Origin of the sequence: Agrobacterium sp. ST15.13.013 (genome assembly GCF_027956525.1) — a bacterium.
GTDB classification, from domain to species: domain Bacteria; phylum Pseudomonadota; class Alphaproteobacteria; order Rhizobiales; family Rhizobiaceae; genus Agrobacterium; species Agrobacterium salinitolerans.
The window spans coordinates 110,424-132,323 of record NZ_JAQKGP010000005.1 but is presented as its reverse complement, the minus strand read 5'-3'; the positions used below and the strand labels follow the sequence as shown (position 1 = coordinate 132,323).

Genomic DNA, 21,900 nt, shown 5'->3' with positions numbered 1-21,900 from the left:
GCGCACCTTTGCGGAAACAATATGCTTTCCGGCGGCAATACGCTTTTCTCACCTTGCCGTCTTGCCCTCGGTAATGCTCTGAAAATTTGATATAGCCTAATAAAATTAAGTGGTTGGAATGCCGTTCCCTCGGTGGCATGTGCCCCGTGCGGCGTATGGACGAAACGAAAATCTACCTCATCGACCCCGTTTGGAAAGGGGTAATTAACCTTTATTTTTTATTTCAGGGAGACCGAAATATGTACGTTTATGATGAGTGTGCACGCTGCCATGAGCTTCTCCCGATCCAGATTCCAGAATTCGTCCAATAGCGTAGGGGAGGGGAGCGAGAAGGCTCGTCATGCCGTCGGCCAGTCGGTTGCCGGTCAGCAGACGGCGGCGATGAAGGCCGGCGCGGCACCCAAGCCGAATGCCGATGTCAGCGCAGCCGACGCCATCGAAGGCCGCGCCGAGATGCCCGGCTGGCAGAATGCTTTCGTGCTCGGCCCGAATGTCCGTTTCACCCGCACGCCGGAAAGCGCGTTTGCGCGGCGCATGCCGGTCGAGACCCCCAATATTCCGGAGGAGGAAGTCCTGGCTGTCGCTCCGGCTGAAGCACCGGAGCCGGAAGTGGTGGAGCAGCAACAGGCTGTGCAGCAGGAGGTTGCTCCTGTCTCTCAGCCGGTCATAAAGCCGGCGGAGCCGCGCATGCCGCCGCCGCGCATGCCGTTCCTGCCGCAGCCGCCGGAGGCCCGGGGTGCGAGGGCGTTGACCTACAAATTGCGGCTGGAGCTTGCCCGCAAGCAGGCGGAAGAGGCGGCTGCCGCTGCCCGGGCGCCGGTTCAGGCGGAGATTTCCCTAGCTTCAGAAGCGCCCGCGCAGCAGATATTCTCGCCGGTTCAGCCGCCATCCGTCGAACCCGCCATCGATGCAGTTCAGACCACCGCGCCGCAGGCTGCCATTCCGGCTTTCGCCGCCCATCTGCCGGATGAGCTGTTCTGGGAAGTGATGACGCTTGATCTGCCGGGCGCTGCCGGCGAGGGCGTCTCCGCGTCCGCGCGCGCCGTTCTTGCAAATTCGGTCACGGCACCTGCTGTTGTCGCGCCGGTCGCCTTTGCATCGCCGGCGGCCGCGGCGACCGTACTTTCGTCCGTGCCTCCGGTCATCACCGTGCCGGGTGGTTCCGCAATCCGGCTTTACCGCGAGATCGGCGTGCGCCAGTCCGTCGTTCCTGCGGCCCTTCCGGTCGTTGAACAGGAAGTCGCGCCGCCGGCCGTTGCGGAAACGCCAATGGTTGTCGAAGCGCCGAAACCTGTGGAGCAGGTTCAGCCGGTTGAGAGAATTACGGCAGAGCCGCGCTTTACGCCGCGCGCACCCATCCAGGCCTCGCAGCCGATGTTCCGCGACGCGCCTGTCTTTGCCGAAGGCGAATATGAATATCCCTCCATCGATCTTCTGCAGGAAGCCCGTGTCCAGCAGACCACGACCATGACGCCGGAAGCGCTGGAGCAGAGCGCCGGTCTTCTCGAAAGCGTGCTGGAGGATTTCGGCATCAAGGGCGAGATCATCGATGTTCGTCCAGGCCCGGTCGTCACGCTGTACGAATTCGAGCCCGCGCCCGGCGTCAAGTCCTCGCGCGTCATCGGCCTCTCGGACGATATCGCCCGCTCCATGTCGGCGCTTTCCGCGCGTGTCGCCGTTGTACCCGGCCGCAATGTCATCGGCATCGAATTGCCGAACCCGGTGCGTGAGACGGTTTATCTGCGCGAATTGATCGAAGCGACCGACTACGCCGAGACGCGCCAGAAGCTCGCACTTTGCCTCGGCAAGACCATCGGCGGCGAACCTGTCATCGCCGAACTGGCGAAGATGCCGCACCTTCTGGTCGCGGGCACCACCGGTTCGGGCAAGTCGGTCGCCATCAACACCATGATCCTTTCACTGCTCTATCGCCTGAAGCCGGAAGAGTGCCGCCTGATCATGGTCGATCCCAAGATGCTCGAGCTTTCGGTTTATGACGGCATTCCGCATCTGCTGACGCCTGTGGTCACCGATCCGAAAAAGGCGGTGATGGCCCTGAAATGGGCCGTGCGTGAGATGGAAGACCGATATCGCAAGATGTCACGTCTCGGCGTGCGCAATATCGACGGTTATAATGCAAGGGCCGCTGCCGCCCGCGCCAAGGGCGAGACGGTATTCTGCAACGTGCAGACCGGGTTTGATCGCGCCACCGGCGAAGCGGTCTACGAGCAGGAGGAAATGGACCTCACGGCCATGCCTTACATCGTCGTCATCGTCGATGAAATGGCTGACCTGATGATGGTCGCGGGCAAGGAAATCGAAGGGGCGATCCAGCGCCTGGCGCAGATGGCGCGCGCCGCGGGCATTCATCTCATTATGGCAACGCAGCGCCCGTCGGTCGATGTCATTACAGGCACGATCAAGGCCAACTTCCCGACCCGCATCTCCTTCCAGGTAACCTCGAAGATCGACAGCCGCACCATCCTTGGCGAACAGGGCGCGGAACACCTGCTCGGCCAGGGCGACATGCTGCACATGATGGGCGGCGGCCGCATCGCCCGTGTCCACGGCCCCTTCGTCTCCGATGAGGAAGTGGAGAAGGTTGTCGCGCATCTGAAGACCCAAGGACGTCCGGAATATCTCGGCACCGTCACCGAAGACGCCGACGAGACCGACGAAGATGTGGAAGAGGAAGCCGCTGTTTTCGACAAGACCGCCATGGGTGAGGACGATAGCGACGATCTCTACGAGAAGGCTGTCAAGGTGGTGATGCGCGACAAGAAGTGCTCCACATCCTATATCCAGCGCCGCCTGTCCGTGGGCTATAATCGCGCAGCTTCGCTGGTCGAGCGCATGGAACAGGAAGGCATTGTCGGGCCTGCCAATCATGTCGGCAAACGCGCGATCATCGCCGGCGAACGCTCTTCTTACGATGCCACGGGAGCGGAAGACTGATTGAGCCTTCGGGCGCGCGATATTCGATTGCAAAAACGCGCCCCGTGAATAGCTTGTGCGGCATGGATTCTGGAATTGGAAGGATTCCCTATGGCGCACAGCAATGAAAAAGCCAACGTCCTGGCGAGGCTGGATGAGCTGGAGCGGTTTTGCCGCGCCGTTTTCCTGGCCGCCGGCACCGATGACGAAACGGCCGATGCGGCGACGCGCGCCATGATGCACGGCACAAGGCTCGGTGTGGACAGCCACGGCGTCCGCCTGCTCGCCCATTATATTACCGCGCTCGAAGGTGGACGTCTCAATCGGCGGCCGCAGATCCGCCGCGTTTCGGGCTTCGGTGCGGTGGAGACGATCGACGCCGACCATGCCCATGGCGCCCGCGCCACCTATGCGGCGATGGACAGCGCCATGGCGCTCGCGGAAAAATTCGGCATTGGCGCGGTGGCGATCCGTAACTCATCGCATTTCGGCCCCGCCGGCGCTTATGCACTGGAAGCGGCGCGGCAGGGTTATATCGGCCTCACCTTTTGCAATTCCGACAGTTTCGTGCGCCTGCATGATGGCGCAATGCGTTTCCACGGCACCAACCCCATTGCCATTGGTGTGCCGGCAGCGGACGGCATGCCCTGGCTACTGGATATGGCGACGAGTGCCGTGCCCTATAACCGCGTTCTGCTTTACCGCAGCCTTGGCCAGCAATTGCCGCAAGGCGTCGCTTCGGATGGCGACGGCGTCGATACGCGCGATCCCAATGCGGCCGAGATGCTTGCCCCTGTTGGCGGTGAGTTCGGGTTCAAGGGCGCGGCGCTTGCGGGAATGGTCGAGATTTTCAGTGCTGTTCTCTCCGGCATGAAGCTCAGTTTCGATCTCGCTCCCATGGGCGGGCCGGATTTTTCAACGCCGCGCGGGCTCGGAGCCTTTGTTCTGGCACTGAAGCCGGAGGCCTTCCTGGAGCGCGACGTGTTCGACGAGGGCATGAAACGTTATCTCGAGGTCCTGCGCGGATCCCCTGTGCGGGAAGACTGCAAGGTCATGGCGCCGGGTGATCGGGAGTGGGCGGTGGCGGCAAGGCGGGAGAGGGAAGGCGCCCCTGTCGATCCCGTCACACGGGCGGCCTTTTCAGAACTTGCGGAAAAATTCTTGCTCAGCCTGCCCGCCTATCATTGAAGCGGCCAGTACATGAGGGCAGTCTACGCCGACATCGCTGGATCAGGCGGGGCGCAGCAGCATGTTGGGGCGCGGATAGGGCGCCGTCGCCGCGCTCAGCCTCTCGGCCCCGACCGGACGCCCAATATAATAACCCTGCGCGTAGTCGATCTCCATCTGCCGCACGAGCCTCAGCTGTTCCTCGGTCTCCACGCCTTCGATCAGGATCTTGTGGCCGCGATTGCGGATGAGGCGGATCATGTCCTGCAGCATCGCGCGTCCGCGCGGGGCCTTGCTGTCGTGCAGGAAGGAGCGGTCGATCTTGACGGTATCGAAATCCGTCATGCGCAGCCAGGAGAGCCCGGCAAAACCGGTCCCGAAATCATCAAGCCAGATATTGATACCAAGCGTTTTCAGGTCGTTCAGACACCGTAGCACGTCTGAGTGCATTTCCATGTCGACGCCTTCGGTGATTTCGAAGGCGAGCCTGTTGCCGGCAATGCCGGCCTCCACGAGAATGGCGGCCACCGAGGTTGCGAAACCGGGATTCTTCAATTGCATCGGCGAGACGTTGACGCTGACGACGGCCACCGTGTCATCGGCCAGGATCTGTTTGCAAACCGTCTTGATGGTCCACAGGCCAAGTTCCATGATCGTGCCGGTACGTTCGGCAATCGGAATGAAGACGCCAGGCGCGACAGGAGTGCCATCCAGCAGGCGGAGCCGCATCAGCGCCTCTACCCCTGCCGTCTCGTTGGTCGAAACGTTGAGAATAGGCTGATAGACGAGGGAAACGAGATTTTCCGCGACGGCGATTTTCAGCAGGGCGGCAATATTCTCGGTCTCGTCGCTGGTCTGCGGATCGTTCGGATCGAACAGCTTCATGCAGTTGCGGCCATTGCCCTTGGCTATATAGAGCGCGCGGTCGGCTTCATTGATGATCTTTTCCAATTTGCCGTCTGGATTGGGACGGGTGAACGACGCACCGATGCTGACGGTGACAATGAAGGTGCCATCGCGGCGCTGGTCATGCGGGAGCGACAGACTTTCAACTGTGTGGCGGATCGTCTCGGCAAGCTCACCCACCTGCTGCCTGGTCTTGAACGGCGCCAGCACGATGAATTCTTCGCCGCCATAGCGGCCGATGGAAGCGCCGTGTTCGGTGATCGCATCCTGCAGGGCGTTGCCCACAGTCACCAGGCATTTGTCCCCTTCCTGATGGCCGTAACGGTCGTTGTATTTCTTGAAGAAGTCGACGTCGATGAGGAAAACGGCAAAGCCTTCTTCCTTCCTGATCCAATTTTCCCACAAAAGGCGCAGATGGTGGTCGATGGCGCGGCGGTTCTGCAGGCCCGTCAGGGAATCGGTATTTGAAAGGCGCAACAGCGCCTGGCCACGCTCGTCCGCCGCCTTTTGCTGGGCCTTCGCCTCCAGTGCGTTGACGAACACATGGTAGCGTTCCCGGTTCAGGTTCCAGTTCACGTAAGAGGTGAAGACGAAGCAGGAAATGTAGAAGGTGCCGAAGGCGATCTTGTAGAAGCTATCTTCGGGAAACTGCATAGCCGCCACAAAATAGGAGACGAGAATAATTCCTGAAGACACCAGTGACAGATGGAAGCGGAAGGTGAAAAACAGATTGGCGCCCATCATGAATATTGCCCCGAAAACCATGTAATAGGACATGTTTTCAGTATTGTCGGTCAACAGCGAAGGGAGCAGCCAACCGATATATCCCATGACGAGAGCCGTGGCGCAGGTGAGATCGAGCGCGGCAGTACTTGCACCCTTGCGCAGCTGGATTTCCAGCGTAAGCAGGGATGAAAGGACGACGGCGAAGCGTGCAAGAATGGTATAGGACGCGACGTCGGGTATGAGAATGATGTCGGTTGCGGCAAATAGCAGATAGATTAAAACAGCGGTCCACAGGCCCCGGCGGATCGAACCACGGCGGCTGCGTTCACCTTCCTGCTGGTAAAGGGCAAGAAGTTCATCAGAAAACCGGGAGTCCGGCCGCCGATAGTCTTGCTGTCCACTCACCTCTCCCAATGTGTGCTTCATGCACTTTCCCATAGTGTTGCGTATACTTTATTAAGTAACTGCTTATTCCACTTTTCCGTGTGCTTCCGCACCCGTTGCGGGTTCCCGTCGATCTCTGCCGATGCGTGCGGAGAATATGGAAAGGAAGAACGCATTATACGTTCGCAACATTAAGTTTCACTAAATCGCGTATCTGCTTTCTCCCGTCCTCACGAGTGTGACCAAAAAAATACGCTAATTTACTAATGTATCCCTACACCGCTCAAAAATCGAAAGCGAGTGGCCATCCGCCTCCCAGAAACGTATAGTTAACAATGTGTTAATACTGGAGGCTGAAGTGGTGCGGGTAAAGAAAAAAAATCTTGATGGGGCAAGTCTGATCACCCCGGATACTGTCGCAAAGGAGATTTTTGCGCGCAGAACGGAAACATTCGATGAGCAGTTCGCAGTTGCGAAAGCAGAGGTGGCGCTCATTCTCGAATTGGCACAACAGCAATTCGACAATCGTGTTTCAGCACGTGAGATAATACATAGAATAGCAGGTGCACTTCATCTCCTGCGTGATAAGCTCCACTCCAGCGTGTGGGCTGAACTGATACCGCTGGTACAGAATCACCCCGTTTCGCACCGTTTTCTGGAAGACCCGTTCACGCGTTGGTCCTTCGAAAAGCCGCGTGGCTATTCGGGCGACGCGCAGTTGCTGGATTTCATTTATGGCCACGACAGCGTTGCGGAACTGGTGAAAAAGGCCACGCCGCTCGGTGCGGCCCTTTACGACTACACGAAGGACGCCAGTTCCTCGGTCGCCGTGCGCGAGCGGCGCGATTTGCTGACGCGGTTCGTTGACGAGGCCGCAGCCCGGCATGGCGATGAGACGGAAATCCTCACCATCGCTTCCGGCCATCTGCGCGAGGCGGATGCCTCCGTGGCGCTGAAAGAGGGCCGGATCAAGCGCTGGGTGGCGCTCGATCAGGATCCCTTGAGCGTCGGTTCCGTCGCCCGTGATTTCAACGGCAGCTGCATTGAGGCGATCGATGGTTCCGTGCGTGATATCGTGCTGCGCACGCAGGAACTAGGCACTTTCGACCTGATCTATGCGGCCGGTCTTTACGATTATCTGAACGACCGCGTGGCGATCAAACTCACGCGGCGCTGCATGGAGATGCTGAAACCCGGCGGCATGTTCCTCTTCGCCAATTTCTCGGAAGACATCGTCGTCGACGGTTACATGGAAACCTTCATGAACTGGGCGCTGCTGTTGCGCTCCAAGGCGGATATGTGGCGAATCGTCAATGCCAGCGCCGATCCTGCGAGCATCGAGGCGGAGGTGTTTTTCGGTGAGAACCACAATATCGTCTACGCGACAATGCGGAAGAAGGTGTGATGTCCTTCGGACCGATCTCTGTTTGCCAATAACTATTTGATTAAACGCCGGCGCGGCCTTAAGAATCCGCGCCGAATGCGTTGCTGAATGGAATGGCTGAAATGAAGAGATATTATTCGGATATGGGTGGTCTGCCGGGACAGACGGAACTTCTGTCGAGCAAGGCGGTGTTCAAGACCGCCTATGCGGTCATTCCCAAAACCGTCATGTCCGATATCGTAACAAGCGTTCTGCCGCACTGGACCGGCACTCGCGCGTGGATCATCGCCCGGCCGATGACGGGTTTTTCCGAAACCTTCGCGCAATATATCGTCGAGGTGCAGCCGGGCGGCGGTAGTGAGCGGCCGGAACCGGACGCGCGGGCTGAAGCCGCGATCTTCGTCGTTGACGGCGAAATGACCGTGGAATTCGAGGGCGTGCAGCACGCGCTGCGGGAGGGCTCATTCGCCTTCCTGCCTGCCGGTTCCCGCTGGCGGCTTCGCAATTCGGGCAAGGCGCCGGTCAAGTTCCATTGGGTCCGCAAGGCGTTTCAGGCGGTTGACGGGCTGGAGCTTCCGCCGGCGATCTTTTCGCATGAAGACGAGATCGCCCTGTCGGCCATGCCTGACACGGAAGGCAAATGGGCAACGACCCGTTTCATCGATCCGGAAGATGTGCGCTATGATATGCATCTCAACATCGTTACCTTCGAGCCGGGCGCGACCATTCCCTTCATGGAAACCCATGTGATGGAACATGGTCTTTATGTCCTGGAAGGCAAGGCCGTCTACCGGCTGAACGAGGACTGGGTAGAAGTTGAGGCGGGTGACTTCATGTGGCTGCGCGCCTATTGCCCGCAGGCCTGTTATGCGGGTGGACCGGGCCGGTTCCGTTACCTGCTCTACAAGGATGTGAACCGCCACGTGAAGCTCTGGTAACGGGCATCATAGTCACAAAGCTCAGGAATTATCGCCCAATCTGACGGTTTGCGCGATAAATGCTTGCGTTAAATCGAATATCCCTAATAAATCCGGAGATGCGGGCGGCCATTGCTGCCCCGCACCCTTTCGGCCTTCATCCGCATTTACCTCAAGAAGAATGCCCGCATGAGTGAGACGACCGATACCAGCATCTTCAATCTTGCGCCCGTGGCGATGTGGATAGAAGATTTCAGCGAGGTGAAAAGCCAGTTCGATATCTGGCGGTCTCAGGGCGTGGAGGATGTCAGGGCGTTTCTTCTCGAAGATTTATCAAGGGTAGCGGCCTGTTCGCAGAAAATCCGTGTGATTAAGGTCAACCCCAGGACGCTGGAGCTGTTCGAGGCCCGTGATCAGGCGCATCTCGTTGACAATCTGCACCGGATTTTTCGTGACGACATGCTGGAAAGCCATGTGAACGAGCTTTCCGAACTCTGGGCGGGCAAGACGGAGTTCACCAGCAACGCGGTCAATTATTCAATCGGCGGCAAGCGACTGGATATTCAGCTGCGCGGCGCGGTCATTCCCGGCCACGAAGAAACACTCGGGCGGCTGCTTTTGACCACCGAGGATGTGACGGAGCGGGAGGAAGCACGCCGCAAGGAGCTTCTCAACCGTCGTTATGCCGAAGGTATGTTCAAACACTCACCCGTTTCCCTGTGGGTGGAAGATTTCAGCCGGGTGCGGCGATTGATCGAGGAGGTCAGGGACCGCGGCATCGTCGATTTCCGCGTGTTCATGGATGTGCATCCCGAATTCGTGCGGCAATGCATGAGCGAAATCCGCGTCATCGACGTCAACCGCGCGACGCTTGACCTGTTCTGCGCGCCGGACCGGCAGGTCCTGTTGCAGCGGCTAGGCGATATTTTCCGTGGCGAGATGGAAAAGCCGTTCCGGGAACAGCTGATGGAGCTTTGGAACGGCAATCTCACCCACCATCGCGAGGTGGTGAATTATGCGCTTGATGGCTCGGAGCGGCACGTTCTCCTGCATTTTTCCGTTTTTCCGGGCCATGAGCACGACTGGTCGCTGGTGCAGGTGGCGCTGACGGATATTACCGCGCGCAAGAAGGCGGAAGCCTACCTCGAGTATCTCGGCAAGCACGATGTGCTGACCAAGCTGCACAACCGCGCTTTCTATTCGGACGAGCTGAACCGGCTGGAGCGCAGCGCGCTCAGGCCGGTTTCCGCCATCGTCATCGATCTCAACGGCCTGAAGGATGCCAATGACAAGCTCGGCCACGATGCCGGCGACGCGTTGCTGCGGCGGGTGGGCGAGGTGCTGAACGGTGTGGTGACTGCGCCGAACCATGCCGCGCGCATCGGCGGTGACGAATTCGCCATCCTTCTCCCCGGCGCCGACAAGCAGGTCGCCGCCGCCATGGTGGAAACCGTCTACGAACTGCTGAAGATCAACAACCAGTTCTATTCCAGCGCGCCGCTAAGCCTCTCGCTGGGTGTGGCGACCAGCGAGGCCGGCGAGACGATGGAATCGCTGGTGCGCCGGGCCGACATGAATATGTACGAGCAGAAGAACGCCTATTATGCGGCATTGCGCAACAGAGCCGCCGACAATAACGACACGACGAAGGGCGGCCCGCAGCCGGAGCCGAACTCGCTGAAACGTCTGTCCTAAGGGCGGAAAGGGTCGCCGCCCTCCCGTTTGCGCTATTTTCGTCAGACGTTGTGGGAGTGTAACCACGCGCAGGTTCCGTGCCGCCATGCGCCACTCGCTTCTCCTCATTTTCTGCAATGCAAATCTCGTTTCCAAGCCGCCTCAAAGGTCTTCACAAGCGCGTGAGAGCACTTTTGCACTGCAGCAATTCTATTGCCGAAATTTTACATACGTATTAGTATGTATGTAAATGTGACCTATTTTATGGATTCGGAGCGCAGTATGGCGAAGAGATTTGGGCAGATCGTAGCGGTGTTGTTGACAGGCATCGTCCTGGTCGGGTGTAGCGACGAGCAGGCGTCCGCGCCCGGCGCCCCGCCGCCCGGTGCGGTCAAGGTCGTTACCGTGAAGCCGGAAGAACTGCCCATCACCAACGAATTGCCGGGACGCATCGCGCCGACGCGGCTTGCCGAAGTACGTCCGCGCGTTTCCGGCATCATCGTCGAGCGGGTGTTCGAGCAGGGCTCGCTGGTGAAGGAAGGTGACGTGCTCTACCGGATCGATCCCGCACCCTTCCAGGTGCGCGTCGATAGCGCCGAGGGTACGCTGCGCCGGGCGCAGGCCGCGCAACTGCAGGCGCGGCAGACCGCCGACCGTCAGCAGCAGCTGCGCCGCTCCAATGTCGGCTCTCAGCAGGAATTCGACAATGCCGTCGCTTTGCTGGCGCAAGCCGATGCCGAAGTGGCGGTGGCGGAAGCAGGCGTTGCGGAAGCAAGGCTCAATCTGCAATATGCCGATGTGAAGGCGCCGATCAGCGGCGTCATCGGCCGGGCGCGCATCACCGAAGGCGCGCTGGTCAGCGCGACCGGTTCTGAAAGCCTGGCGACGATCCAGCAGCTCGATCCGATCTATGCCGATTTTACCCAGCCGGCCGCCGATCTCATTCGCCTGCGCAAGGCGCTGCAAGACGGCCAGCTGATGACCGGCAAGAACGAGGCCGAAGTCAACCTGCTGTTTGATGATGGCAGCCGTTATCCGGTGTCTGGCCGCCTGCTGTTCTCCGAGGCAGCGGTGGATGAAACCACCGGCCAGGTGACGCTGCGCGGCGAATTTCCCAATCCGAACGGCGATCTTTTGCCGGGCATGTATGTTCGCGTCCAGATCCAGCAGGGTATCCAGAAGGCGGCCTTTGCCGTGCCGCAGCAGGCGGTGCAGCGCGACGCGGGCGGGCAGGCAAGCGTTCTTGTCGTGAATGCCGAAGACACGGTCGAACAGCGGCGCGTGAGCGTCGGACGCTCCATCGGTGATCGCTGGGTGATTTCGGAGGGGCTGAAGGATGGTGACCGTGTGGTTGCCGAAGGTTTCCAGAAAACTGCGCCGGGCGCCAAGGTGAAGCCCGAACCGTGGTCGCCGGAGCCCGATATCGCTGCCGTCGCCGGCAGCGAGGGCACTGTCCCGGCCGCCGCGAAGCAATAAGGACCGATTTCCATGGCACGTTTTTTCATCGATCGGCCCATTTTTGCCTGGGTCGTCGCCATCTTCATCATGCTGGCGGGCCTGCTCGCCATTCCCATGCTGCCGATTGCGCAATATCCGAATGTGGCCCCGCCACAGATTTCGATCGGCACCAACTATCCGGGCGCCTCGCCGGAAGACATCTATCAGAGTGTTACCCGGCCCATCGAGGAAGAGCTGAACGGCGTTCCCGGTCTCATCTACTTTGAATCGACGTCGGAATCCTCCGGCCGTATTTCGATCAACGTGACGTTCGAGCCCGGCACCAATATCGGTGAAGCGCAGGTGGAAGTGCAAAACCGCATTGCCCGCGTCGAACCCCGTCTGCCGCGCTCTGTGACGCAACAGGGACTGCGTGTGGAACAGGCCGGCACATCGTTTCTGATGATGGTGGCGCTGACCTCCGTCGACGGCAACACCGATGCCATCGGTCTTGGCGATTATCTCAGCCGCAACGTGCTGGGTGAATTGCGCCGTGTGCCGGGTGTCGGCAGCGCGCAGCTGTTCGCTACCCAGCGCTCCATGCGCATCTGGATGGATCCCGACAAGATGTTGGGTCTCAGCCTGACTTCGGACGATGTCATCAACGCCATTCAGGCGCAGAACTCGCAGGTTGCCGCCGGCCGCATCGGCGCATCGCCGAACCCCGTCGGCCAGCAGATTTCCGCGACCGTCAACGTCCAGGGCCAGCTGACCTCTCCGGAGGAATTCGGTTCCATCGTGTTGCGCGCCAATCCCGATGGCTCATCGGTGCGGCTGCGTGATGTCGCACGTGTCGAAGTGGGGGGCGAGAGCTACAATTTCTCGAGCCGTCTCAACGGCAAGCCCAGTGCGGCCATCGGCGTCCAGCTGTCGCCGACGGCAAATGCCATGCAGACCTCCGAAGGCGTGCGCGCGACGATGGAGGAGTTGTCACGTTATTTCCCGCAGGGCATCGAGTATGAGATACCCTATGATACCAGTCCCTTCGTCAAGATCTCGATCGAGAAGGTCATTCACACGTTGATAGAGGCAATGATCCTCGTCTTTGTGGTGATGTTCGTCTTCCTGCAGAACATCCGCTACACGATCATTCCGACACTGGTGGTGCCCGTGGCGCTGCTCGGCACCTGCGCCGTCATGTATGTCTCGGGGTTCTCGATCAACGTGCTCACCATGTTCGCCATGGTTCTCGCCATCGGCATTCTGGTGGACGACGCTATTGTTGTCGTGGAAAATGTTGAGCGCATCATGGCGGAGGAGCATCTGCCGCCGAAGGAGGCGACCCGCAAGGCCATGGGCCAGATTTCGGGCGCCATCATCGGCATCACGCTGGTGCTGACCGCGGTGTTCGTACCGATGGCCTTTTTCCCCGGAGCCGTTGGCATCATCTACCAGCAGTTCAGTCTGACGATGGTGGTTTCCATCCTGTTTTCGGGCTTCCTGGCACTGTCTCTCACGCCCGCGCTCTGTGCTTCGTTCCTGAAGCCGATCAAGGCAGGGCATCACGAGAAAAAAGGATTTTTTGGCTGGTTCAACCGCAATTTCGATAAGGCGTCGCACAAATACTCCTCGTCGGTGGGGGGCATCATCAAGCGCTCCGGCCGTTTCATGATCATCTATGCGGCGCTGCTTGCCGGTCTCGGCTGGGCCTATATGCAGCTTCCAAGCTCGTTCCTGCCCAACGAGGATCAGGGCTATCTGATCGTCGATATTCAGGCGCCGGCGGAAGCCAGCACCGAGCGCACGCTGCAATCCATCCAGCAGATCGAGAAAATCTTCATGGAAGAGCCGGCGGTGGAGCGCGTCATTGCGATCTCGGGATTCTCCTTCTCCGGCTCCGGCCAGAATGCGGGTCTCGCTTTCGCGACGCTGAAGGACTGGAGCGAACGCGGGCCGGAGGATTCGGCTGCCGCTATCTCCGCCCGGATCAACGGCAAGCTGTGGGGACTTCCAGACGCGATGTCCTTTGCCTTGTCACCGCCGCCCATTCAGGGGCTGGGCAACTCGAGCGGTTTCACCTTCCGTCTTCAGGACAGGTCTGGCGCCGGTCAAACCGCACTCAGCGCAGCGGGCGCCCAGCTCATGGCCGCCGCCCGCCAGAGCCCCATCCTTGCCGGTCTTCGCATCGAAGGCATGCCGGATGCGGCGCAGGTCAATCTCGTCATCGACCGTGAAAAGGCCAATACCTTCGGTGTGACCTTCAGCGACATCAACGCCACCATCTCGGCCAATATGGGGTCGTCCTACGTCAACGACTTCCCCAATGCCGGCCGCATGCAGCGTGTGACGGTGCAGGCGGAACAGGGCCAGCGCATGAAGACCGAGGATCTTTTGAACCTCAACGTCCGCAACGCCAATGGCGGCATGGTACCGGTCAGCTCATTCGCTACGGTGGAATGGGTTCGCGGTCCCTCGCAGGTGGTCGGTTATAACGGCTATCCTGCGATCCGTATCAGCGGCCAGTCCGCACCGGGTTACTCCTCCGGCGATGCGATTGCCGAAATGGAGCGTCTGGCGCGCGAACTGCCGGGTGGTTTCGGCTTCGAATGGACCGGCCAGTCGCTGCAGGAAATCCAGTCGGGCTCACAGGCGCCGGCCCTGATCGGCCTTAGCGTGCTGTTCGTCTTCCTGCTGCTGGCCGCGCTTTACGAAAGCTGGTCCATCCCTCTCTCCGTCATGCTGGTGGTGCCGCTCGGCGTCATCGGCTCGGTGGCGGCTGTCATGCTACGCGGCATGCCGAACGACGTCTACTTTCTGGTGGGTCTTGTCGCCATCATTGGTCTCTCGGCCAAGAATGCGATCCTGATCATCGAATTCGCCAAGGATTTGCGGGCGGAAGGAAAATCCACCTATGATGCGACGGTGGAGGCGGCGCATTTGCGTTTCCGGCCGATCCTGATGACGTCGCTCGCCTTCTCGCTCGGAGTGCTGCCGATGGCGATTGCATCGGGCGCCAGCGCGGCGAGCCAGAACGCCATCGGTACCGGGGTTCTCGGCGGCATGATCTCGGCGACGATCCTCGCGATCTTCTTCGTTCCCGTCTTCTTCGTCTTTGTCATGAAGATTTTCGGGGATCGGAAGAAGGGCAGCGAGATTGCTGCTGACGCCGTATCGCCAGCGGAATAAAACGGGTGTGACAGCTGGGCGAAAAGTCACATGAATGCGTTCATTTGGCTGACAGCCCGGCACTGCAAACAAGGTACGGTGCGAAAGCGCCGTGCCGCGACTGGAAGGAGACATCAGCATGCGCCGAACCAAGGCCGAGGCGGAAGAGACGCGTCAGGCGATCCTTGCCGCCGCCGAGCGGGTGTTCTTCAAGAAGGGTGTGGCCAACAGCTCTCTGGATGAGGTGGCGGCTGCGGCCGGCGTCACGCGTGGTGCCATATACTGGCATTTTTCCAGCAAGAGCGATCTCTTTATCGGCCTCTATCAATCGGTGTCCCTGCCGGAATCGGATTTGCTCGATTTCGGCGACCCCGACGTCAAGGGGCTGGCTCTGCTGGCCAAGATCGAGGAGGCCGCCTGCAAATGGCTGACGCTTCTTTCAAAAGATGAACAGCGCCAGCGCATCATGACCATCAGCCTGCGCACCAATTACTCCGATGAGTTCGCTCCGGTGCTGCACGCGCAGGAAGAACTGGATCGGTATCACAAGGATCGGCTCGAGGCCGCTTTCGCACGGGCGCAGGCGGAAGGCGCATTCAACGACAACTGGACGGCGGACTCTGCGCTCGATGCGCTATACTGGCTGCTGAAAGGCATGTGCTCCGACTGGCTGCTGTTCGGCAAGCGTTTCGATCTGGCCAGGGAGGGTGCCGAAGCCGTGCACCGCCTGATGAAGGGTTTCCAGCGCTCCTCCGCATCATAACGGGACTTCCGGGACCTTCCGGTTTGCGGTTCATACGGTCAAATTTGAGTGTATTCTAAAAGACCAGCGAAAATTGCTTTACGTACCTCAAAACGAACGCTAGCTTCTTCTTCGGGCTTTGGGAGGAGTTCGCACATGGTCATTTCAAATAAAATTAAGGGACAAGCGCCGTCCGTTCTTACGGGACACCGGTGAGGGCGCATGGCTTTTGCTGACGAATCTCCAGACCCGGCCTTGATCCGGACGGTTGGGCTATCGAAGTCTTTCGGTCCGGTACAGGTTCTGAAGGACATCGAGATTGCGGTGCAGGCCGGCGAGGTCCACGCGATCATCGGTGAGAACGGCGCCGGCAAGTCGACGCTGATGAAGCTTCTTGCCGGCAATGAGAAGCCGTCGGGCGGGGAAATCCGCATCGATGGCGAGGCCGTTGCGCTCACCGGACCGGTGGACGCCGAACATCGCGGCATCGTCCTCGTGCATCAGGAAATATTGCTGGCCCCGGATTTGACGGTGGCGCAGAACATCTATCTCGGCCGTGAATTATGCAAAGGTCCGACGGTGGATGATCGCGCGATGCGCGCCGGCGCCCGCAAGGCGATCGCCGATCTTGGCGGTACGATCGATCCGGACGCCATTGTCGGCAGCCTGTCGATTGCCCAGCGGCAACTCGTGCAGATCGCCCGTGTGCTGCTGGTGCCGCACCGGGTGGTCATTTTCGATGAGCCGACGGCGAGCCTTACCCCCATCGAAACGGATGCGCTGCTGAATGTCATCAGGGACATCCGGGCGAAGGGCGTGGCCGTGCTTTATATTTCGCATCGTCTGCCGGAGGTGAAGGAGATCGCCGACCGGGTGACGGTTCTGCGAGACGGCAGACTGGTCGCCTCCCATCCGGCATCGACGCTGGAGCCTGCGGATATGGCGCGTCTGATGGTGGGGCGCGACGTCGCCAAGCTTTATCCGGACCGTGTCGCCGGCGGAGAGCACGAGCCGGTTCTGCAGGTGGAGCATTTTACCGTTCCGGCCTATGCTCAGGATGCCGGTTTCAGCCTGGGCAGGGGCGAAATCCTCGGTTTTGCCGGTCTGGTCGGCGCGGGCAGAACGGAGCTTATGGAGGGTATACTCGGCCTGCGCGCCGGTCGGGGAACGGTGCGTCATCACGGCAGGCCGGTGCATTTCGCAACGGCGGAAGACAGCCTGAAGGCCGGAATCGTTTATCTGAGCGAGGACCGCAAGGGCAAGGGCCTGCTGCTCGCCAAGGATTTGCGTGTCAATCTCACGCTTGCCGCGCTCAAGAAATTCAGCCGGCTGTTTCAGATCGATACCCGCCGGGAAACGGCGGCGCTCGATGATGCGGTCCGGGATTTCGACATCCGCACCGGCCGCAAGGATTTGCTGGCGGGCCAGCTTTCCGGCGGCAACCAACAGAAGCTTCTGCTGGCCAAGATGATGCTGCTCGATCCATCCATCGTCATCATCGACGAACCGACGCGCGGCATCGATATCGGCACCAAGGAGCAAATTTACCGCTTCATCGCCAGGCTTGCGGATGAGGGGCGTTCGATCATCGTGGTTTCTTCGGAAATGCCGGAGCTGATCGGCATTTGCGACCGCATTCTGGTGATGCGGTCGGGCCGGATCGTCGGTGAGGTGACGGGTGAGCGCATGACCGAGAACGACATCGTGACACTGGCGACGGGTGTTCATACGCAGGAACCCGCCTGAGCGCCCGTGTCCCGGGAAACATGGCCTGACAAAAGAGACTGAGGGGAAATATGACTGAGGCCGCATTTGACAACGGCAAAACGCCGAAGACCTCGAAGGACTGGGACCTGCGCGCCGTCGCGCCGTTCGTGGCGCTGGCCCTGCTGCTGGTTCTCGGCGCCATCGCCAATCCCAATTTCATCGGCATCGACAATTTGTTGAACGTCACTACGCGCAGCGCCTTCATCGCCATCATCGCGCTCGGCGCAACTTACGTCATCACATCGGGCGGGCTTGATCTTTCCGTCGGCGCCATGGTCGCATTCGTCGCCAGCCTGATGATCCTGTTCATGAATAGCGGCGTCATCGCAAGTCCGCTTTTAATGCTGCTCACCGCCATGGCGCTGGCGCTCGCGATCGGTGCTGCCTGTGGGCTGACGAACGGTCTCATCACCACCATCGGCCGTATCGAGCCCTTTATCGCCACGCTCGGCACCATGGGCATCTATCGCGGCTTGACCACATGGTTGTCACAGGGCGGGGCGATCACGCTGCGCAATCCGGAAATCCAGACGCTTTATCGTCCGGTCTATTTCGGCAATGTCTTCGGCGTGCCGGTGCCGGTCATCGTCATCTTCGTTACCGCTGCAATCGCCGCCTTCGTGCTCTATCGCACCCGTTACGGCCGGCATTTGACGGCCGTCGGCTCCAGTGAGGATGTAGCGCGTTATTCCGGTATTTCGGTCACCCGGGTGCGCACCATCGCCTATGTGGTGCAGGGGCTGTGTGTCGCTGTTGCGGTGCTGCTTTACGTGCCGCGCCTCGCTTCCACTTCGGCCACCACAGGCATGTTGTGGGAGTTGCAGGCCATCACCGCCGTCGTCGTCGGCGGCACGGCGCTGAGAGGCGGGGTAGGGCGCATCTGGGGGACGATCTGCGGAGCCTTCATTCTGGAGATCGTCGGCAACATCATGATCCTGTCGAACTTCGTCAGCGAATATCTGATCGGCGCCATTCAGGGGGCCATCATCATCATCGCCATGCTGGTGCAGCGCTCGCTCAGCCGCAGGTGACGTATCACGCCGCGCCAGTGGGGCAGGCGCGGTCGAAGGAGGAACGCCCCGGTCTTGGGAGGAAAGAGACTATGCGTAGAAAATTCATCGGCGTGGCCTTTGCCGCGCTGGCTGCGGTGCTGGCGGGTCCGGCTCACGCGCAGGACAAGAAGGTCACCATCGGCGTTTCCATTCCAGCGGCCGATCATGGCTGGACGGCGGGCGTCGTCTATCATGCCGAGCGTGTGGCGAAGCTGCTGATGCAGGAGCATCCGGGGCTCAACGTCATCGTCAAGACGTCGCCGGACGCCGCCAATCAGGCAAATGCGCTGCAGGATCTTGCCGTGCAGGGGCTCGATGCGCTTGTCGTGCTGCCATCCGATCCCGATCCGCTGGTCAACGCCATCAAGGAGATCAAGGACAAGGGCACCTTCGTCGCGCTGGTCGACCGCGCGCCGAGTGTCAACGACAATTCGATCCGCGATCTCTATGTTGCCGGCAACAACCCCGCGCTTGGCCAGGTGGCCGGCGAATACATCAAGAAGACGACGCCGGATGCCGAAGTCGTGGTCATTCGCGGTCTGCCGATCCCGATCGACCAGCAGCGTCAGGATGGTTTCGACAAGGGCATCGCAGGGTCGAACGTCAAGGTTCTCGACCGCCAGTACGGCAACTGGAACCGCGACGACGCCTTCCGTGTGATGCAGGACTATCTGACCAAATACAAGAAGATCGACGTGGTCTGGTGTCAGGATGACGACATGGCTATCGGCGTGCTGGAAGCCATCCAGCAGGCGAAACGCACCGATATCCAGTATATCGTTGCGGGCGCCGGCTCCAAGGACATGATCAAGAAGGTGATGGACGGTGACAAGCTGGTGCCTGTCGACGTACTCTATCCGCCGGCAATGGTGGCGACAGCCATGCAACTGACCGCTGGGCACTTCTACGATCAGGTGCCGGTCGCGGGTGAATATATCCTCGATGCGACGCTGATCACCAAGGACAATGCCGAGCAGTTCTACTTCCCGGATTCGCCATTCTGATCTGATTTTCCGCTAGTACCGACGCCCGCCGCAAGGCGGGCGTTTCATTTTGCGGACTACCCGTTCTTCCTGAACCAGGTCGAGAGATAGTCCACGAAGCTGCGCACCTTGGCGGGCAGGTAGCGGCGATGCGGATAGACCGCATAGATACCCCTGTCCTTGGAAATATAATCGTCGAACAGCGTCACCAGTTCGCCGGACTGGATATAGGGTCTGGCGATGAAATCCGGCACGAGCGCGATGCCGAGCCCGGCACGGGCGGCGCGTAGCGTCGCCTGCGGGCTGTTGACCTCGATCGGTCCGCTGATGGTGACGGAGTTCGAACCGCCATCCGGCTCCAGATACCGCACCGTATTGTGAAACCGTGTATTGGTGTCGATGATGAAGGGGACGCGGGAGAAATCCTGCGGGCCATGGAGTGGCCCGTGTTTCGCCACGAAATCTGCCGTCGCCACCGCATAGACCCGGAAATCGGAAAGCTTGCGGGCTATGAGGCCCGAGTCCTCCAGTCGGGTTATCCGAACCGCGAGATCGAAACCCTCCTCGATCAGATCCACGAATCGGTCTTCCGCGACGATTTCGAGCGAGAGTTCCGGATTTTCCTTGGCGAAGTCGATCAGGCTCTGGCCGACATCGGCGTCGATGAAGGTGCGGGGAACGGAAATCCTGAGCTTACCCTTCAGATCGGCATTCTTCTCGCGCACCAGATCGGCAAGGTTATCGATCTCCTTCAAAATGTCGGAAGCCGTGCGGTAATAGGTGTGCCCGGCCTCCGTCAGCGAGAACTGCCGGGTGGTGCGATTGAGGAGCAGCGCGCCGAGATCGTCCTCCAGTTCCCGCACATATTTGGACAGGAGCGCCTTGGATCGCCCTGTCTTGCGCGCCGCGGCGGAAAAACCCTCCGCTTCGACGACATCGATAAAGGCGCGGATGCGGGTGAGCGTGTCCATGAAAATCCTCCGGTTCGTTCTATATAATTGAACGGCGAGGACGGACTGTTCAACCCTTAATTCATTGCCGAAAAAATCCGCTCTTTGGTGAAAAAATCCTCTTGATTATGACTGCGAATATTCTTATCTCCCGTGCTGCCCAAAGTCGCACGTGCCCATGTGTGTCCGCCGAGTCCTCGATGTGGTGAGGATTTAGGTAAGGTACCTGGAACTAACCCCTCCAGTCGCTATTCCGGCCAACCGGGAAATGCGAGGACATACGAAGCAACGACGGTGCGGGCCTTTCTGGTTCTCTGCCGGCTTTCCATCAGCCGGGGTACTAAAGAGGCACACCATCATTGCCTGAAGTGCGGTCGGGTCATTCCCTCCAATCAATGGCAGACAAAGCCGAATGATGCTCTGGCAGGGCGTCGTTCACATTCGCGCCTTGAGCGTATGCTATCGATTCTGCGCCTCCACCGGCTGATTCGAATGCATATCTCGAGCGTCCTTTGTCCTTCGGATTTTTCCGAAGCCGGTTTAACAGGGAATACATCGATGACGACTGCACGCATTCTCGACTTCATCAAGACCCGACGTCCCGAAGGCCCTTGCCTCGTGGTTGATCTCGACGTCGTGCGCGACAATTTCAACGCTTTCCGGCATTCCCTGCCGAACAGCGCCATCTACTATGCCGTCAAGGCAAACCCGGCTCCCGAAATCCTGAAGCTGCTCGCTTCGCTCGGCTCCAACTTCGATTGCGCCTCCGTGGCTGAAATCCAGATGGCGCTCGATGCCGGTGCGACGGCCGACCGTATCTCCTTCGGCAACACCATCAAGAAGGAACGCGATGTTGCACGCGCCCATGCGCTCGGCATCGATCTCTTCGCCGTGGACAGCCATGAGGAAGTCGAGAAGGTTGCCCGCGCCGCTCCCGGCGCGCGCGTCTTCTGCCGCGTGCTGACGGATGGCGAAGGTGCGGAATGGCCGCTGTCGCGCAAGTTCGGCTGCGTGCCGCAGATGGCTGTCGACGTTCTCGTTTACGCCCATCAGCTCGGTCTCGAATCCTATGGCGTATCCTTCCATGTCGGTTCGCAGATGATGAATCTCGACGCATGGGATGCGGCGCTGGCCGATGCCAAGCGCGTCTTCGCGTCGCTTGCCAAGCAGGGCATCCACCTGCAGATGGTCAATATGGGCGGCGGTTTCCCGACCAAGTATCTGCGCGACGTTCCGGCTGCCGAAGAATACGGCCAGGCGATCGACACGGCGCTGCGCAAGCACTTCGGCAACCAGATCCCGAAGACGATCATCGAGCCGGGCCGCGGCATGGTGGGCAATGCCGGCGTCATCAAGGCGGAAGTCGTTCTTGTCTCGAAGAAGTCCGACAATGACAACCACCGCTGGGTGTTCCTCGACATCGGCAAATTCGGCGGTCTCGCCGAGACGATGGACGAGGCGATCCGTTACCCGATCCGCACCGAGCGCGATCAGGACGAGATGGAGCCCTGCGTTCTGGCCGGCCCGACCTGCGACAGCGCCGATGTGCTGTATGAAAAGAACATGTACCCGCTGCCGGTCTCTCTGACCATCGGCGACGAAGTTCTGATCGAAGGCACGGGCGCCTATACGACCACCTATTCGGCGGTCGCCTTCAACGGCTTCGAACCGCTGAAGGCTTACGTCATCTAAGCATCGGGCCGAAAAGTGTA

The 21,900-nt window shown here is 59.9% G+C and carries 14 protein-coding genes; 12 read left to right on the top strand and 2 right to left on the bottom strand.

Going from position 1 to position 21,900, the window contains the following annotated elements; genetic code table 11:
• Positions 1 to 249: 249 nt before the first annotated feature.
• Positions 250 to 2,955 (top strand): DNA translocase FtsK, encoded by a 2,706-nt coding sequence (locus tag PL597_RS07505; RefSeq protein WP_271364872.1) that lies wholly within the window; start codon positions 250 to 252, stop codon positions 2,953 to 2,955.
• A gap of 90 nt (positions 2,956 to 3,045) precedes the next feature.
• On the top strand, positions 3,046 to 4,122 hold the full coding sequence (locus tag PL597_RS07500; protein ID WP_271364871.1) for an Ldh family oxidoreductase: 1,077 nt from the start codon (positions 3,046 to 3,048) through the stop codon (positions 4,120 to 4,122).
• A gap of 42 nt (positions 4,123 to 4,164) precedes the next feature.
• Here the strand turns inward: PL597_RS07500 and PL597_RS07495 are convergent, their stop codons facing one another.
• A complete protein-coding gene (locus PL597_RS07495; protein WP_271364870.1) occupies positions 4,165 to 6,159 on the bottom strand; it encodes a putative bifunctional diguanylate cyclase/phosphodiesterase in 1,995 nt (664 codons plus the stop codon).
• Positions 6,160 to 6,475: 316 nt separating this feature from the next.
• Here PL597_RS07495 and PL597_RS07490 point away from each other — a divergent pair, with 316 nt between their 5' ends.
• From PL597_RS07490 to PL597_RS07450, 9 genes are all read left to right on the top strand, one after another.
• Positions 6,476 to 7,522, top strand: coding sequence for a class I SAM-dependent methyltransferase (locus PL597_RS07490; protein WP_162520321.1), 1,047 nt, complete (start codon positions 6,476 to 6,478; stop codon positions 7,520 to 7,522).
• A gap of 92 nt (positions 7,523 to 7,614) precedes the next feature.
• Entirely contained in the window at positions 7,615 to 8,439 is an 825-nt protein-coding gene (locus tag PL597_RS07485) for a bifunctional allantoicase/(S)-ureidoglycine aminohydrolase (protein ID WP_137411701.1), read from the top strand.
• 168 nt (positions 8,440 to 8,607) lie between these two features.
• Complete coding sequence (locus tag PL597_RS07480) at positions 8,608 to 10,113, top strand: sensor domain-containing diguanylate cyclase (RefSeq protein WP_269824106.1); 1,506 nt, start codon at positions 8,608 to 8,610, stop codon at positions 10,111 to 10,113.
• 261 nt (positions 10,114 to 10,374) lie between these two features.
• On the top strand, positions 10,375 to 11,568 hold the full coding sequence (locus tag PL597_RS07475) for an efflux RND transporter periplasmic adaptor subunit (protein ID WP_416372223.1): 1,194 nt from the start codon (positions 10,375 to 10,377) through the stop codon (positions 11,566 to 11,568).
• 12 nt (positions 11,569 to 11,580) lie between these two features.
• Positions 11,581 to 14,715: an efflux RND transporter permease subunit gene (locus PL597_RS07470; RefSeq protein ID WP_271364868.1), complete on the top strand. Its 3,135-nt coding sequence runs from the start codon at positions 11,581 to 11,583 to the stop codon at positions 14,713 to 14,715.
• A 118-nt stretch (positions 14,716 to 14,833) separates the two neighbouring features.
• On the top strand, positions 14,834 to 15,457 hold the full coding sequence (locus PL597_RS07465; protein WP_077984252.1) for a TetR family transcriptional regulator: 624 nt from the start codon (positions 14,834 to 14,836) through the stop codon (positions 15,455 to 15,457).
• 201 nt (positions 15,458 to 15,658) lie between these two features.
• Positions 15,659 to 17,182 (top strand): sugar ABC transporter ATP-binding protein, encoded by a 1,524-nt coding sequence (locus tag PL597_RS07460; RefSeq protein ID WP_137411705.1) that lies wholly within the window; start codon positions 15,659 to 15,661, stop codon positions 17,180 to 17,182.
• 50 nt (positions 17,183 to 17,232) lie between these two features.
• Positions 17,233 to 18,234 carry an ABC transporter permease gene (locus tag PL597_RS07455; protein ID WP_077984250.1) on the top strand — a complete coding sequence of 334 codons (1,002 nt, stop codon included), beginning with the start codon at positions 17,233 to 17,235 and terminating at the stop codon, positions 18,232 to 18,234.
• 71 nt (positions 18,235 to 18,305) lie between these two features.
• Positions 18,306 to 19,259, top strand: a complete 954-nt coding sequence (locus PL597_RS07450; protein ID WP_077984249.1) for a substrate-binding domain-containing protein — start codon at positions 18,306 to 18,308, stop codon at positions 19,257 to 19,259.
• A gap of 56 nt (positions 19,260 to 19,315) precedes the next feature.
• Here PL597_RS07450 and PL597_RS07445 read toward each other — a convergent pair whose 3' ends face one another.
• The gene (locus tag PL597_RS07445; RefSeq protein WP_271364867.1) at positions 19,316 to 20,209 is read right to left on the bottom strand and encodes a LysR family transcriptional regulator; all 894 of its coding nucleotides are present in this window, start codon (positions 20,207 to 20,209) and stop codon (positions 19,316 to 19,318) included.
• A gap of 537 nt (positions 20,210 to 20,746) precedes the next feature.
• On the opposite strand from PL597_RS07445, the gene odc2 reads away from it, so the two are divergent.
• The gene (odc2, locus tag PL597_RS07440) at positions 20,747 to 21,880 is read left to right on the top strand and encodes an ornithine/lysine decarboxylase (RefSeq protein ID WP_080796126.1); all 1,134 of its coding nucleotides are present in this window, start codon (positions 20,747 to 20,749) and stop codon (positions 21,878 to 21,880) included.
• The last annotated feature ends 20 nt before the right edge of the window (positions 21,881 to 21,900 follow it).

Bases quoted from the DNA above. Each gene is read 5' to 3' on its own strand.
- odc2 (WP_080796126.1), top strand. From the start codon at position 20,747: ATGACGACTGCACGCATTCTCGACTTCATCAAGACCCGACGTCCCGAA.
- PL597_RS07500 (WP_271364871.1), top strand. From the start codon at position 3,046: ATGGCGCACAGCAATGAAAAAGCCAACGTCCTGGCGAGGCTGGATGAG.
- PL597_RS07460 (WP_137411705.1), top strand. From the start codon at position 15,659: ATGGCTTTTGCTGACGAATCTCCAGACCCGGCCTTGATCCGGACGGTT.
- PL597_RS07495 (WP_271364870.1), bottom strand. From the start codon at position 6,159: ATGAAGCACACATTGGGAGAGGTGAGTGGACAGCAAGACTATCGGCGG.
- PL597_RS07505 (WP_271364872.1), top strand. From the start codon at position 250: ATGATGAGTGTGCACGCTGCCATGAGCTTCTCCCGATCCAGATTCCAG.
- PL597_RS07450 (WP_077984249.1), top strand. From the start codon at position 18,306: ATGCGTAGAAAATTCATCGGCGTGGCCTTTGCCGCGCTGGCTGCGGTG.
- PL597_RS07465 (WP_077984252.1), top strand. From the start codon at position 14,834: ATGCGCCGAACCAAGGCCGAGGCGGAAGAGACGCGTCAGGCGATCCTT.
- PL597_RS07455 (WP_077984250.1), top strand. From the start codon at position 17,233: ATGACTGAGGCCGCATTTGACAACGGCAAAACGCCGAAGACCTCGAAG.
- PL597_RS07480 (WP_269824106.1), top strand. From the start codon at position 8,608: ATGAGTGAGACGACCGATACCAGCATCTTCAATCTTGCGCCCGTGGCG.
- PL597_RS07475 (WP_416372223.1), top strand. From the start codon at position 10,375: ATGGCGAAGAGATTTGGGCAGATCGTAGCGGTGTTGTTGACAGGCATC.
- PL597_RS07445 (WP_271364867.1), bottom strand. From the start codon at position 20,209: ATGGACACGCTCACCCGCATCCGCGCCTTTATCGATGTCGTCGAAGCG.
- PL597_RS07470 (WP_271364868.1), top strand. From the start codon at position 11,581: ATGGCACGTTTTTTCATCGATCGGCCCATTTTTGCCTGGGTCGTCGCC.
- PL597_RS07485 (WP_137411701.1), top strand. From the start codon at position 7,615: ATGGCTGAAATGAAGAGATATTATTCGGATATGGGTGGTCTGCCGGGA.